The sequence below is a fragment of the Geodermatophilus sp. TF02-6 genome, assembly GCF_003319115.1.
In the GTDB taxonomy this organism is placed as follows: Bacteria; Actinomycetota; Actinomycetes; order Mycobacteriales; family Geodermatophilaceae; genus Geodermatophilus.
The window spans coordinates 70,197-84,275 of the sequence record NZ_QOHF01000007.1 but is presented as its reverse complement, the minus strand read 5'-3'; the positions used below and the strand labels follow the sequence as shown (position 1 = coordinate 84,275).

Annotated in this window: 12 protein-coding genes; 7 read left to right on the top strand and 5 right to left on the bottom strand. The window is 75.3% G+C overall.

Annotation, left to right across the window (positions count from 1 at the left end):
* Positions 1–237 precede the first annotated feature (237 nt).
* Positions 238–1,947: an HNH endonuclease signature motif containing protein gene (locus DQ238_RS08425; RefSeq protein WP_113780845.1), complete on the bottom strand. Its 1,710-nt coding sequence runs from the start codon at positions 1,945–1,947 to the stop codon at positions 238–240.
* 369 nt (positions 1,948–2,316) lie between these two features.
* Between DQ238_RS08425 and DQ238_RS08420 the strand changes: the two genes are divergently transcribed.
* Entirely contained in the window at positions 2,317–2,892 is a 576-nt protein-coding gene (locus tag DQ238_RS08420; RefSeq protein WP_113780844.1) for a hypothetical protein, read from the top strand.
* A gap of 668 nt (positions 2,893–3,560) precedes the next feature.
* On the opposite strand, the gene DQ238_RS08415 is transcribed toward DQ238_RS08420, so the two are convergent.
* The gene (locus tag DQ238_RS08415; RefSeq protein ID WP_233495821.1) at positions 3,561–4,529 is read right to left on the bottom strand and encodes a S1C family serine protease; all 969 of its coding nucleotides are present in this window, start codon (positions 4,527–4,529) and stop codon (positions 3,561–3,563) included.
* A 107-nt stretch (positions 4,530–4,636) separates the two neighbouring features.
* Between DQ238_RS08415 and DQ238_RS08410 the strand changes: the two genes are divergently transcribed.
* The 5 genes from DQ238_RS08410 to DQ238_RS08390 all read left to right on the top strand — a co-directional run bounded on the left by DQ238_RS08410 (position 4,637) and on the right by DQ238_RS08390 (position 10,063).
* The gene (locus tag DQ238_RS08410; RefSeq protein WP_233495820.1) at positions 4,637–6,616 is read left to right on the top strand and encodes an alpha-amylase family protein; all 1,980 of its coding nucleotides are present in this window, start codon (positions 4,637–4,639) and stop codon (positions 6,614–6,616) included.
* Positions 6,613–7,740, top strand: coding sequence for a glutamate--cysteine ligase (locus tag DQ238_RS08405; protein ID WP_370447505.1), 1,128 nt, complete (start codon positions 6,613–6,615; stop codon positions 7,738–7,740). The genes DQ238_RS08410 and DQ238_RS08405 overlap by 4 nt, the downstream gene beginning before the upstream one ends.
* Positions 7,741–7,768: 28 nt before the next feature.
* On the top strand, positions 7,769–8,560 hold the full coding sequence (locus DQ238_RS08400; RefSeq protein WP_113780841.1) for an SDR family oxidoreductase: 792 nt from the start codon (positions 7,769–7,771) through the stop codon (positions 8,558–8,560).
* A 4-nt stretch (positions 8,561–8,564) separates the two neighbouring features.
* Positions 8,565–9,242, top strand: coding sequence for an erythromycin esterase family protein (locus DQ238_RS08395; RefSeq protein ID WP_113780840.1), 678 nt, complete (start codon positions 8,565–8,567; stop codon positions 9,240–9,242).
* Positions 9,243–9,427: 185 nt separating this feature from the next.
* Positions 9,428–10,063 carry an alpha/beta hydrolase gene (locus DQ238_RS08390; protein ID WP_233495819.1) on the top strand — a complete coding sequence of 212 codons (636 nt, stop codon included), beginning with the start codon at positions 9,428–9,430 and terminating at the stop codon, positions 10,061–10,063.
* 222 nt (positions 10,064–10,285) lie between these two features.
* Here the strand turns inward: DQ238_RS08390 and DQ238_RS08385 are convergent, their stop codons facing one another.
* Complete coding sequence (locus DQ238_RS08385) at positions 10,286–11,722, bottom strand: NAD(P)/FAD-dependent oxidoreductase (RefSeq protein ID WP_113780928.1); 1,437 nt, start codon at positions 11,720–11,722, stop codon at positions 10,286–10,288.
* A gap of 153 nt (positions 11,723–11,875) precedes the next feature.
* Here DQ238_RS08385 and xylA point away from each other — a divergent pair, with 153 nt between their 5' ends.
* On the top strand, positions 11,876–13,054 hold the full coding sequence (gene xylA, locus DQ238_RS08380) for a xylose isomerase (RefSeq protein ID WP_113780839.1): 1,179 nt from the start codon (positions 11,876–11,878) through the stop codon (positions 13,052–13,054).
* Positions 13,055–13,111: 57 nt separating this feature from the next.
* On the opposite strand, the gene DQ238_RS08375 is transcribed toward xylA, so the two are convergent.
* The gene (locus tag DQ238_RS08375; protein WP_113780838.1) at positions 13,112–13,651 is read right to left on the bottom strand and encodes a plastocyanin/azurin family copper-binding protein; all 540 of its coding nucleotides are present in this window, start codon (positions 13,649–13,651) and stop codon (positions 13,112–13,114) included.
* 104 nt (positions 13,652–13,755) lie between these two features.
* Complete coding sequence (locus DQ238_RS08370; protein ID WP_113780837.1) at positions 13,756–13,971, bottom strand: hypothetical protein; 216 nt, start codon at positions 13,969–13,971, stop codon at positions 13,756–13,758.
* Positions 13,972–14,079 lie beyond the last annotated feature (108 nt).

Here is a 14,079-nt window from a genome sequence, read left to right as displayed (position 1 = left end):
GTGATCCTGCCGCCGGACCTGCTCCGGCGTGTTGGTCCTCGAGGGCCGGAGGTGAACCCAGCGCACCGTCCCCCCACTCTGGCCGGGTTGGGGCGGGCGCTGGCCGATGAGGGGATCCGCCCGCCGGCGGTCTGGGGGGTCGGCGACGTCGTGCGGCTGACCCCGCAGGTCGGCGCGCCACACTGGCGGCGGGCACGTCCGGCATTCCCGCGGGAACGTGCCGGGCCGGCTCCACGGTCAGGCCGCCGCGGTCAGCCGGCCGGCGTTCCCGGCGTTCTCGGCGGCGAGGCGGCGTTCCAGGTCGCGGTTGCCCAGCAGCACCCCGACGACGTAGGCCAGGTCCATGGCCTCGCCGTCGACCGGCACCGCCTCGGGCAGGTCGGGTGTCCGGTCGGGGAACAGCAGCCGGGTGATCGAGGCGGTGGGTGTCGTTGCGGCCGGGTCGTCGGCGAGGGCGGGGGCTGCTGCGGCCGGGTCGCGTTCTGCGCGGAGCGTCTCGGTGGCGGCCGGGCGGCGTGCGACGGCGGTGTCGAGCGGGGGCACACCGGCGAAGGCGGCATCGGTGTCCCGTGCCGACAGTCCGGCCACCCCATCGCGGAAGGCGGCGTCGGCGGCACCCCACACCCGCCGCCCATCCGGGGTGGTGACCACCAGCTGCCCGTCCCGGCGGGCCATGGTCAGGTCCAGGTCGTGGGCCAGACCGTGATCGACATCGCACAGCAACACCGTGTTCGCCACGTCGGTGCCCCCGCCGGACAGCCAGGGCCGCAGGTGGTGGGCGTGCAGCCGCTCGATGCGGGTCTCCGCACAGCCCAGACGGGCGCAGCCACCGTCGCGGCGGTGCAGCGCCCGCCGCTGCGCGCGGGTGGCCAACCGCCGGGCCCGGCCCACGGCCAGCGGTTCGCGGCCGCGTTCGAGCATGGTGACCACGGTGGCCTCGCACAGCATGCGCCGCACGTCCGAGGGGTGTAGCGCCGGCCCGCCCGCCAGGTGGGCGCGGCCGGCGGCGGCGTCGTCGGCGAGCACCGCGGCGTCGACGTGGATGACCACCTCGCGGCGCGGTGGGTCGCCGGCCCGCCGGTCGGCGTCGGCCGCGGCCGCGGCCAGCTGGGCCACCGCGGCACAGCGCCGGGCGGTGGAGCGGTCCCGCGCCCGGGCCACCTCGTCCTGCTCGACCTGCTCGACGTCACCCGGGCTGGCACCATCCGGCTCGACACCGTCGCACCCAGCACCGTCGCACCCAGCACCGTCGCACCCAGCACCGTCGCACTCAGCACCGTCGCACCCAGCACCGTCGCACCCAGCACCGTCGCACCCGGCACCGTCGCTCGGGGCGGCGGACTTCTTCGCCGCGGCCCGCTCCCGGCGGGCGGTGCGCTCGGCCAGCGAGTCCACCCCGGCCAGGAACGCCGCGCCCTGCTCGGCGTCCAGGCACAGCCGCACGTGCAGCATGCCCGCCTCGTCCCAGTGGTGCTCGAAGCGCCGCGTGGCCGCCACGGTGGCGGCGTCGACGGCGTCGGCGCGGCGCCATTCGCGGACCACCCGCTCCAGCTGGGACGCGGTGAGTTCGTGTGCCAGCGCCAGCAACTCGGCCTCGGTGTGCGGCTCGGCGACCCGGGTCAGGGCGCGGACCTTGGCGTAGGACAGCCGTCCGGCGGCGAAGGCCGCCGCGGTCGCCGGCAGCGCGTTCAGCGCCCGGGTCACCCGCACGTGCTCCCGCGCCACGCCCGGGGACAGCCCGCACTGCCAGGCCAGCCAGTGCGCGCACGAGCGGATGCCCACCCCGCCCCAGCCCTTCCGGCGGTCGAACTCGGCGATCAGCGCCAGCCAGGCCGCGGTGGCCGCGGCCAGCCGCACCGCACCGCTGGTCATCTGTCGCGCCAACTCCGTCACCGGCAGCTCGCCGCCTTCAGGCTCCTCGGCCATCACACCCTCCTCGTCGAACACGTGTTCGGAGGGTAGAGCGCAGGGGTGACATCTCTGCAGCTCAACGGTCGACGACGTTCCCGGGGGGAACGCCTCGGGTCGGACGGGGACCGGGGCGAAGCCCCGCCGTCCCCGTGCTCAGCCGCCCGTGACCTCGGCAGGGGTGTTGGCCAGGACGTCTGGATCGAGGCCCATCCGGGGCTCCACCGCGGCGAGTGGGCTTGCCGTCCCTGTGGCGCACGACCGTGCAGGCCAGCCCCGGCGTGTCGCCCGGGGTGGGGTGCCTCGTCGCCGCTGTCGGCGACGGGTGCGGTGGTGAGGGTCAGCGGCACGGTTGGTGTCGTGAGCGGGTCGCGAGGGGCAGCACCGCAGGCTGCTCACACTGGGCGGATGTCCGAGGTGAAGACCCGTAGTGCCCGCGATGTCCGCGCTGAGCTGGACGAGGCGGCCCAGGAGCAGGCGCTGGTCCGGGTCTCGTGGAGCATCCGGCGCAGCGACGAGCTCGACGGCTTCGTCGTGGGCCTCGGGCAGGCGTGGGTGCTGCTGGCCGAGCTGGACCACGACATCCACCTCAACGGCTACGCAGCTCTGCGCCTCGGCGGCGTGTCGAGGGTCGAGCGGTGTGGCGGGTCGGACACATTCGTCGGGCGAGCCCTCGCCGCGCGAGGCGAGTGGCCGCCGGTTGGCGTCGACGTGGACCTCGACGGCGTCGCGGAGTTGGTCCGCACCGCCGCCGAGGTAGCGTCGTTGGTGACGCTGCACGCCGAGGAGGACGACCCCACGGTGTGCTTCGTCGGCCGTCCGGTGCGCTTCACCACTCGGTCGGTGCACCTGCTGGGGATCACCCCGCAGGCCGAGTGGGCGGACCGCCCGGACACGTGGGCGTTCGCCGACGTCGCCCGGGTGGAGTGCGGGGGCCGGTACGAGGAAGCCCTGGCGCTCATCGGCGGAGCGCCGCCCGCGTAGAGCGGCCGGGACTGCTACCCCGTGCGCGCGAAGCGCAGCGGTGGGTGCGCCGCGGCGTGACCGGGTGGTGCCGCGTGCCGCGGCCTCGGGACCGGGTTCCCATCGGCGTCGAGGACGTCGCGGCGAGACCGGTGAGCCGGGCCTGGCGGCCAGCGATGAGGTCGGCGCGGGTGCCGAGGACCTGCCAGCTGGGGGCGGTAGCGCCGGCACGGGTGGCCAGCGCCGTGGTGCAGACCGCCTCGGCTGCGGCCCGATCCGGTGCGCGGCCGGGAGCGCCGACGGCTGCGGCGTGTGCTCGGCGATGCACGGATGGCGGCAGCCGGCCTGCCACGCGCAGCCGGCCAGCTGGATGGCCCGGGCCGGTTGGCCGATGTCGCGCCGGAACTCGTGGGCCAGCCACACCGCCTCGTCGGCCAGGACCTGATGACCGTTGCGGGTCCACCGGTCGTAGACGCCGGTGCCGGCCCCGCTGCTGTTGGTGTGCAGGAAGCCCTTCGCGGTGTTGTCGGTCGGGTCGCTGAGCGCGCCGCGGGCCGGTTCCAGCGCCACAGGTCGAGTGGGCAGGGTTCGTCGCGACGGCAGGCCAGGCAGCGGTCACCGGATGAGCAGCGGCCCAGGGCGACGAACCGGACAGGACGTGGGCATCGATCACCAACCCCCTGGCGAGGTCACCCCCCGGTGAGCTCGGTCGGCACGGTGATGACGTCGACCATCGCGCCGCGGCGGTACACCGTCACCGGCAGTGGCCGGCCGATCGCCTCGTCGAACAGCAGCCGCTGCAGGCTCTGCGCCTCGGCCACCGGCTGCCGTCCGGCCTCGAGCACCAGGTCGCCGGCCTTGAGCCCCGCCCGGTCGGCCGGCGACCCGGCGACGACGTCGACCACGCGCAGACCCCGCCGGCGCCCGGTGCGCTCGGCCAGCGGCGCCGGCAGCGGCGCGGGGGTGCTGACCAGGCCCAGGTAGGCCCGGCGGACGCGGCCGTCGCGGGTCAGCGCGGCGACGATCCGCCGCGTGGTGTCGTTGACCGGCACCGCCAGCCCCAGGCCCCATCCCGCGACGGCGGTGTTGACGCCCACCACCCGGCCGGCGGAGTCGGCCAGCGCGCCGCCGGAGTTGCCCGGGTTGAGCGCGGCGTCGGTCTGGATGACGTCCTCGACCACCCGCGCGGTCCGGCCGTCGCGGGTGGGCAGCGACCGGCCCAGGCCGCTGACCACACCGGCGGTGACCGAGCCGGCCAGGCCCAGCGGGTTGCCGACGGCGACCACCAGCTGGCCCACCCGCAGCGCGGCGGCGTCCCCCAGCTCGGCCGGCGACGGCGTCTCCCCGCGGGCGCGGACGACGGCCAGGTCCGACAGCGGGTCGGCGCCCACGACGTCGACGTCGGCCTCGCCCCCGTCGCTGAACACCGCCCGGCCGCGGCGGGCCCGGCCGACGACGTGGGCGTTGGTCAGCATCAGCCGGTCGCCCGGGACGACGACCGCCGAGCCGGCACCACCGCGCCCGGACGCGTCGGTGACCTGCAGGGCGGCGACGTGCGGGGTGAGGTGGGCGGCGACCGCGGTGACGATGCGGGAGTAGGCGTCCAGCGCGATGTCGTCTCGGAAGCCCGTGGCGGACGGCTCCGGCAGCACGCTCACGGCGCACCTCCTGATCACTTGCTTACCTGCTTACACCAGTGAACGCCTCCGGCGCCGACTGTGGCGCCGGTCATGCCGTGGGCGAACAGCGCCGCGATACTGACCCGGTGACGGTCACGGCAGCCGCCCGGCGGACGGCGGCGGAGCGGGCCTGGGCAGCGCTGCGGCCGCGGCTGGCGGCAGACGCGGTCGCCGCCCTGGGTGCCGCGGAGGCCGACGCCTTCGTCGCCCGCGTCGACCTCGCGCTCTTCGACGTCCACGAGCCGCTCGCCGTCCTCTACGAGCACCGCGCCGACATCGACGCCCTCTTCGCCCGGGCGTTGGGTACCGCGCTGGCCGCCGCGGCGGAGCGGCCCGAGGAGCTGCGCCGGATCGACCGGCGCCGGGAGATCGACCCGGCGTGGTTCCAGCGGGCCCGGGTGCAGGGCTACGTCTGCTACGTCGACCGGTTCTGCGGCACCCTCGACCGGCTGCCCGACCACCTCGACCACCTCGCCGAGCTGGGCACCACGTACCTGCACCTCATGCCGCTGCTGCGGCCCCGCCCCGGCGAGAACGACGGCGGGTACGCGGTCATGGACTACCGGTCGGTCGACCCGCGCCTGGGCACGATGGCCGACCTGGAGCGGGTGGCGGCGGCGCTGCACGAGCGGGAGATGAGCCTGTGCATCGACCTGGTGCTCAACCACACCGCCCGCGAGCACCCCTGGGCGCGGGGTTGGCTCGCCGGCGACCCCGCCCACGCCGGCTTCTACACCGCCTTCCCCGACCGGACGATGCCCGACGCCTACGACGCGACCATCCCCGAGGTGTTCCCCGACCGGGCGCCGGGCTCGTTCAGCTGGGTGCCGGAGGCCTGCGGCGGCGCCGGCGGCTGGGTGTGGACGACGTTCTGGCCCTACCAGTGGGATCTCGACTACGCCAACCCCGAGGTGGCGCTGGCGGTGCTCGGGGAGATCACCTGGCTGGCCAACCGGGGCGTCGACGTCTTCCGCATGGACGCCGTCCCGTTCATGTGGAAGCGGCTGGGCACCAACTGCCAGAACCTGCCCGAGACGCACAGCGTGCTGCAGCTGCTGCACGCGCTCACCCGGCTGGCCGCCCCGGGCGTGGTGTTCAAGGCCGAGGCGATCGTCTCGCCCGACGACCTGGTGGCCTACCTCGGCGGCCACGACCGGTACCGGCCCGAGTGCGAGCTGGCCTACCACAACCAGCTGATGGTCGTGCTGTGGAGCAGCCTGGCCACGCAGGACGTCCGGCTGGCCCGGCAGGCGCTGGGCCGGATGCGGCCCATCCCGCCGACCGCCACCTGGGTCACCTACGTGCGCGGCCACGACGACATCGGCTGGGCGGTCACCGACGAGGATGCCGCCGCCGTGGGGTTGAACGGCTTCGCCCACCGCCGGTTCCTCAACGACTTCTACTCGGGGAGGTTCCCGGGCTCCTTCGCCCGCGGGGCGCTGTTCCAGGAGAACGAGGTCACCGGCGACGCCCGGATCTCCGGCTCGACCGCGTCGCTGTGCGGCATCGAGGACGGGCTCGACCGGGGCGACCCGGGAGCGCTCGAGGCCGGCATCCGGCGGCTGGTGCTGCTGTACTCGGTGGTCTACGCGTGGGGCGGCATCCCGCTGCTGTACATGGGTGACGAGCTCGCGCAGCGCAACGACACCGGCTACCTCGACGACCCCGCGCGGGCGCCGGACAACCGCTGGATGCACCGTCCGCCGATGGACTGGGCCGCCGCCGCCCGCCGCTGCGACCCCTCCACGCTCGAGGGCCGGGTCTTCCGCGCCGTCCAGCGGCTGGGGGAGGTCCGCAACTCGGTGCTGGCGCTGCGCGGCGGGGTGGAGTCCGCAGTGGTGGACGCCGACAGCGACGCGGTGCTGGTGTGGCGGCGCAAGCACCCGCGCAGCGGCGCGTTCGTCGGGCTGGCCAACTTCTCGCCGCACCCCCGGACCGTCGACGCCGACACCGTCACCGGCTTCGGCACCTTCGCGCAGGTGCACGGCAGCGACGGCCCGCTCCCGGTCCGGGACGGCCGGCTGGTCGTCCCCGGGCTGGGCTTCGCCTGGTTCGCCGAACCGTGACCGGGGCGGGCGGGACGGTGGCACGGCCCGGTGCGACCGTCGGGGTCGAGGAGGAGTTCCACCTCGTGGACCCGGTCACGTTCGCGCTGACCCCCGGTCCGACGGTCGCCGCGGCCGCGATCGAGGGCCGCGCGGGGGCGCACGTGCACCCCGAGATCGTCACCACGCAGGTGGAGACCTCCACCGGCGTGTGCACCACCCTGGCCGAGCTGCGCGCCGCGCTGCTCGCCACCCGGGCCGAGGCCGCCGCGGCCGCCGCCCGCGCCGGCCTGGCCGTCCTGGCCGCCTCCACCCACCCGTTCGGCAGCTGGCGCGAGCAGCGGGTCACGCCGGCGCCGCGGTACGAGGCGATGGTGGCGCGCTGGGCCCACCTGGCCCGCCAGCAGGACATCTGCGGCTGCCACGTGCACGTCGGCGTCCCCGACCTGGGGACGGCGGTCGCGGTCGTGGACCGGTCGCGGCCGTACCTGCCGGTGCTGCTGGCCATGACCGGCAGCTCGCCGTTCCACGAGGGCGTCGACACCGGCTACGAGAGCTTCCGGACGCCGTGGTGGTCGCGCTGGCCGAACGCCGGCCCGCCGGAGCTCCTCGGCGGGGCCGAGCGCTACCGGGCGGTCGTCGACGGGCTGGTCCGCTCCGGGGTGGTCGAGGACGCCTCGCACCTGTACTGGGACGTGCGGCCCTCGGCGCGCTGGCCGACGGTGGAGTTCCGGCTCGCCGACGTGTGCACCGACCTCGACGCCGCCGTCCTGCACGCCGCTCTGGTGCGCTCGCTGGTGCGGGTGCTGGCCGGCCGCGCCGAGGCGGGCGAGCCGGTGCCCGACCCGCGCCCGGAGCTGCTGCGCGCCGCCCGGTGGCGGGCGGCCCGGGACGGCCTCTCCGGCGAGCTGGTCGACCCGGTCCGCGGGGAGCCGGCGCCGGCGCGGGCCGCCGTCGACGGCCTGGTCGCCGAGCTCGCCGACGACCTGCGCGCACACGCAGAGGAGGCCGAGGTGGCCCGGCTGCTCGACCGGCTGTGGCAGCGGGGGACGTCGGCCGCGCGGCAGCGCCGCACCTGGACGGCGACCGGTGACCCGCGCGCCGTGGCCGCCCAGCTGGTGCGGGAGGGCGCCGTCGAGGCGTGAGCGGCGCGGACCCGGGTAGGGGGCGGGCATGACCGAACCCCGACCCCTCGCCCTCGTCACCGGCGCCTCCAGCGGCATCGGCTTCGAGCTGGCCCGGCAGTTCGCCGAGGCCGGTTTCGACCTGGTCGTCAACGCCGAGGACACCACCATCGACACCGCCGCGGCCAAGCTGCGCAGCTCCGGCACCGCCGTGTCGGGGTTCCAGGCCGACCTGCGCTCCGCCGCCGGCGTCGAGGGGCTGTGGGCCGCCGTCCAGGCCACCGGCCGTCCGCTCGCGGCCGCCGCGCTCAACGCCGGCGTCGGCCAGGGTGGGCCGTTCGTCGAGATCCCGATCGAGAAGGAACTCGAGATCATCGACCTGAACGTCACCTCGACCGTGCGGCTGGCCAAGCTGGTGTTGCAGGACATGGTGGCCCGCAACGAGGGGCGAGTGCTCATCACCTCGTCGATCGCCTCGACCATGCCGGGGTCGTTCCAGGCGGTCTACAACGCGTCGAAGTCGTTCCTGCAGAGCTTCGCCGAGGCGCTGGTGGAGGAGCTGAAAGACACCGACGTCACCGTCACCTCGCTGATGCCCGGACCCACCGACACCGAGTTCTTCGACCGCGCCGAGATGGGCGACACCAGGGTCGGCGCCGGCAAGAAGGACGACCCCGCGCAGGTGGCGGAGCAGGGCTTCGCGGCGCTGATGAAGGGGGAGGACAAGGTGGTCGCCGGGTCGGTCAAGACCAAGGTGCAGGCGGCGGCCAACGACGTCCTGCCCGACCGACTCAAGGCCAAGGCGCACCGGCAGATGGCCGAGCCGGGGAGCGCGGAGTAGCGCCGTGACCGGCCTGCGGGACCTCGCCCGGCCGCTCCGGGACGAGGCCGACCTCGACCCGCTGCTGGAGCGGGTCGGGGACGCCCGCACCGTCGCGGTCGGGGAGGCCAGCCACGGTGGAAGGACCGCCTCCTCCCCACCCCTCGCGAGTTCGGGGCGGGACCCGGAAGGCGGCCGGGAGGGCGACTGGCCCGACTGCTACCGGGTCAACCGCAGCGTCAAGCTCCGTCCGGGGGCCGACGCCGACCCGTACGACGTCCTGGACGCGTTCGCCCGCTGGCCGACCTGGATGTGGGCCAACGACGACGTCGTCCTGGTCGGCTTCGGCGGCTACCGCGGGATGGTCGTCGCCGGATCGGAGTGGGGCGCGCAGATGCAGCGGATGGCGGTGCCGGAGGCCCGGGCGGGCAGCCTGGAGGCGCTGCTGCACGAGCAGGTGGGGGAGGACGCGCTCCTGGTCCTCCCGCGAGGTGACCGGCCGGCCGCACTGGACCGGCAGTTGGACCACCGCGCCATCGGCGTCGTCTACCGGCCAGAGCGGGAGCGCTGGGGCAACTACGTGCCGACCGTGCTGGCCGAGCGCTACGACGCCTTCCTGTACTTCGACGACACCCGCCCCCTGCAGCCGCTGCACCTGGAGCGGGCCGACGAGCACGTGCCGCCCCTGGCGCACACGGTCTGATGGAGGACCCCCTGACCCCTCACCGTGGAAGGACCCCGTCCTCCCCACCCCTCGCGAGCTCAGGGGGGCGCCCGGGACGGGGCCGCGGCGAGCCTCTGGACGGGGCCGGCCCGGGACGGGGCCCCGGCGGAGCCCCGGAGGGGGCCGCCCGCCGGGCCGTCGACGGCCGGCTGGACAGCCGCCCGGTGGCCGCACCCGCCGCGGCCCCCTACCCGGAGGGCGTGCGCGCCCTGGACCTGGGCCCGAACGCCGAGGCGCAGCTCGCCGTGCCCGCCGGGGACCCCGGGCCGCGACCGCTGCTGGTGTTCTTCCACGGCGCCGGCGGGACGGCGGAGCAGAGCCTGGCCGCGGTGGGCGACCTCGCCGCCGTCCGCGGCGCCCTGGTGCTGGCCCCGTCGTCGGTCGCCGCCACGTGGGACCTCATCGCCGGCGGCCTCGGCCGGGACGTCGCGGTGCTCGACGCCGCCCTCGAGCAGGTCTTCGCCCGGCAGCCGGTCACCCGGGTGGCCTTCGGCGGCTTCTCCGACGGCGCGTCCTACGCGCTCAGCCTCGGGCTGACCAACGGTGACCTGGTCGAGTCGGTGCTCGCCTTCTCACCCGGCTTCGCCACCCCGCCGCGCCCCCAGGGCCGGCCGCGGATCTGGATCTCGCACGGCACCGCCGACCGCGTGCTGCCCGTGGAGCGGTGCGGACGACGGCTGGCCCGCCAGCTGGGCTCGGACGGCTACGACGTCACCTACGAGGAGTTCGCCGGCGGCCACGTCGTCCCGCCGGAGCTGGTCGCCGCCGCGCTCGACTGCTGGCTCGGCGACGCCGGCTGACCCGCCCGGCCCCCTGCAGGGTCCCGCCGCCGGCCCCTCCGCAGGCAGAAGGACCCCCTCCCCGAGCCCTTCGTCGAAGGACCTCCTCCTCCCCGCCCCTCACTCCGCTGGGGGTGGTGCCCGGGAGGAGGCCGATGCCCGGAGGGGGCCTGGTGCGAGCCTGCGAGCAGTGGGGGGCAGAGGGGTCCTCCTCCGAGGCGTGGAGGGAAGGGTGGTCCTCGTTCAGGCGGTGCGGCGCTCGACGACGTCCGTGGTGACGTCCGTGGCCGGTGCCTGGTCGTCCTTGGGGCCGCCGGTCTCGGAGGCGGCGAACCCGGGGCCGAGCTTCTCCAGGGCCAGCCGCCCGTAGACCTGCTGCTGGGTGGCCACCCGCTCCGACCGGCCGCGGCCGAGGAAACTCACCAGCCAGTGCAGCACCGTGGTGATCCGGCTCTTGAAGCCGATGATGTAGAGCAGGTGGACCGCGAGCCACAGCACCCAGGCGAAGAACCCCGAGAACTTGAAGTTCTTGATGTCGGCCACGGCGGAGAACCGGGAGATCGTCGCCATGTTGCCCTTGTCGCGGTAGTGGAACGGGCCCTGGGGGGCCTTGCCCGCGATCCGCCGCTGGATGGCCTCGGCGGCGTACCGACCACTCTGGATGGCCACCTGCGCCACCCCGGGCAGCTTGTCCAGCGCCATCATGTCGCCGACCACGTGCACCTCGGGGTGGCCGGGCAGGGTGAGGTCGGGCTGGACGGAGATCCGGCCGGCGCGGTCGACCTGGGCGCCGGACTGCTCGGCCAGCACCCGACCCAGCGGGGAGGCCTGCACGCCGGCGGCCCAGATCTTGGTGGCGGCCTGGAGCCGGCGGACCTGCCCGTCGGCGTCCTTGACGTCCAGGCCGTTGGCGTCGACGTTGGTGACCATCGCGCCCAGTTGCACCTCGACGCCGATCCGGTTCAGATGGCGCTGGGCCGCCTTGCCGAGCTTCTCGCCGAACGGCGGCAGCACCTGGGGAGCGGCGTCGAGGAGGATGACCCGGGCCTGCGTGGGGTCGATGCGGCGGAAGTCGCGGCGCAGGGTGCGGTGGGCCAGCTCGGCGATCTGCCCGGCCATCTCCACGCCGGTGGGCCCGGCGCCCACCACGACGAAGGTGAGCAACCGGTCGATCTCGGCGGGGTCGGTGGCCAGCTCGGCCAGCTCGAAGGCGCCGAAGATGCGTCCGCGCAGCTCCAGGGCGTCGTCGATGCTCTTCATGCCCGGGGCGAACTCGGAGAACTGGTCGTTGCCGAAGTAGGACTGCCCGGCGCCCGCGGCGACGATCAGCTCGTCGTAGGGGTGCACGGTGGTGCGGCCCAGGATGGTCGAGGTGACCGTGCGGTTGGCCAGGTCGATGTCGGTGACCTCGCCGAGCACCACCTGGGTGTTCTCCTGGCGCCGCAGGACCTCGCGGGTGGGCGGGGCGATCTCGCCCTCGCTGAGGATGCCGGTGGCCACCTGGTACAGCAGCGGCTGGAAGAGGTGGTGGCCGGTCTTGCCCACGAGCGTGATGTCGACCGGGGCCTTCTTCAGCGCCTGCGCGGTGAACAGGCCACCGAAGCCGGACCCGATGATGACGACCCTGGGCCGACCGGAAGGGGGGCTGCTGACCGAGGCGGTCACGGGTGGTGTCGTCATGATGCAGTCTCCCATTCCGGCGTCTCGTGACCGTGCACGGCCCTCGGCGATCCGGGCCACCGTCAGTCTGGCTCCCTACCCGCCGGGCGGCAGCTCACGCAACCCGTGGTGCTCTCGGGGGCCTGCCCCGCCGGCATGGACGAGGATCCCCGCATGACCGATCGCTTCACGCCCACCGAGGACGACCGCTTCAGCTTCGGCCTGTGGACCGTCGGCTGGCAGGGGGTCGACGTGTTCGGCGGCGCCGTCCGCCCGCGGCTGGACCCGGTCGAGGCCGTGCACCGGCTGGCCGAGCTCGGCGCCGCCGCCGTCACCTTCCACGACGACGACCTCCTGCCCCCCGACCTCGTGCCCGACGAGGCCGCCCGCCGGCGCGAGCTCGACCGCTTCACCAAGGCGCTGGCCGAGACCGGCCTGGTGGTCGAGATGGCGACCACCAACCTGTTCGGCCACCCGGTCTTCAAGGAGGGCGCGCTGACCGCCAACGACCGCGACGTGCGCCGGTACGCGATCGCCAAGGTGCTGCGCAACCTCGACCTCGCCGCCGAGCTCGGCGCGCGCACCTACGTGCTGTGGGGCGGCCGGGAGGGTGCGGAGTCCGGCGCCGGCAAGGACGTCGCCGCGGCGCTGGACCGCTACAAGGAGGGGCTGGACCTGCTGTGCGGCTACGTCCGCGAGCAGGGCCACGACATCCGCTTCGCGCTCGAGCCCAAGCCCAACGAGCCGCGTGGCGACATCCTGCTGCCGACCGTCGGCCACGCGATCGCGTTCATCGACGAGCTCGAGGAGCCCGACCGGGTCGGCCTCAACCCCGAGGTCGGGCACGAGGAGATGGCCGGGCTGAACTTCGCGCAGGGCATCGCTCAGGCGCTGTGGCACGGCAAGCTCTTCCACGTCGACCTCAACGGCCAGCACGGGCCGCGCTTCGACCAGGACCTGCGCTTCGGCGCGGGCAACCTGCGCGGGGCGTTCTGGACCGTCGACGTCCTGGAGGGGGCCGGCACCGGGCGCGCCTACGACGGCTACCTGCACTTCGACTACAAGCCGCCGCGCACCGAGGACACCGACGACGTGTGGGAGACCGCCCGCGCCTGCATGCGCAACTTCCTGGTCCTGCGGGAGAGGGTGCGCGCCTTCCGCGCCGACCCCGAGGTCACCGAGGCGCTCGCCGCCGCCCGCGTCGACCAGCTCGCCGTCCCCACCCTGGGCGAGGGGGAGTCGCTCGCCGACCTGCGCGCCGAGGCGCGCGACCCCGACGCGATGGGGCGGCGCGGCATGCACCTCGAGCGGCTCGACCAGCTGGCCCTGGAGCACCTGCTCGGCGTGCGCTGACCGGGCTCCGGCCGCGGGTGGACGCCGGTCGGCGGGGCGCGTCGTCCACCCGCCGGCTCAGGCGGCGACCGTCACGGTCGTCTCCATGCCCATCGCGCGGTGGTTGCCGATCGAGCAGTAGAAGACGTACTCGCCCTCCTCGAGGGTGACCGTCAGGGTCGCCGACCCGCCGGGCGCGATCCGGTCGGTGCCGGCGACGTCCTCGCCGTCCTGCTCCACCACCAGGTCGTGGGCGACGTTGCCCTCGTTGACCACCTCGATGGTGTAGCTGCCGGGGGAGAGGGTGTCCTCGGAGAGCTCGACGTACATCTCGCCCTCGGTGGCGGTGACCGTCCGGTCCTCGGTCTGCGTCGGCGACGCGGACCCCGGGGACTCCGACGGGGTGACGCTCGGCGACGCCGACGGGGTGGCGCCGGTCGGTGCGGTGGGGCTGGACGCTGTGGGGCTGGGCGCGGCGGCGCTGGTGGCGGCCGCGTCCGTGGTGCCGGCGCCGTCGCCGCCGTCCGAGCAGCTGCCGAGCAGGGCGGCCCCGAGCGCGAGCACGAGGGCCGCGGTCCGGGGCGAGGTCCGGCGGGCGGAGCGGGACGACGGGGACACGCGGACCTCCTCGGGCGGGCGGGAGCCCGCCCGGTCGGCGGCCCCCGTAGCCCGAGATCGTGCGGCCTGCCCGGGCTCCGCGGAAGCCCCCCGATCCTGGCGGCTCAGGACGGCGACGGGACGCCGCTGACCCGCCGGCACCAGCCCACCACGGTCGCCAGCACCTCCGGGTCGACCGGACCGCGCAGTTCACCCTGGTACCCCCGCAGCGAGGCCGCACCCGGCTGGCGGCGCAGCGTGTGCGCCAGGTCCGGCACGCGGTGCACCTCGACCGGCCGCGGCACCGTCGCGGCCACGACGTCGAGGTCGCCGACCGGCACCTGCAGGTCCTCCCCGGTGATCGCCAGGACCGGGACGGTGAGCCGGGCGAGGTCCGCGCGGGTCGTGGGCGAGGAACTCCCGTTGCCACCGGGCGTCGACCCGGGCGC

Excerpts from the sequence above, each read along its gene's own strand:
- DQ238_RS08420 (WP_113780844.1), top strand. The coding sequence starts at position 2,317 with ATGTCCGAGGTGAAGACCCGTAGTGCCCGCGATGTCCGCGCTGAGCTG.
- DQ238_RS08400 (WP_113780841.1), top strand. The coding sequence starts at position 7,769 with ATGACCGAACCCCGACCCCTCGCCCTCGTCACCGGCGCCTCCAGCGGC.
- DQ238_RS08385 (WP_113780928.1), bottom strand. The coding sequence starts at position 11,722 with ATGACGACACCACCCGTGACCGCCTCGGTCAGCAGCCCCCCTTCCGGT.
- xylA (WP_113780839.1), top strand. The coding sequence starts at position 11,876 with ATGACCGATCGCTTCACGCCCACCGAGGACGACCGCTTCAGCTTCGGC.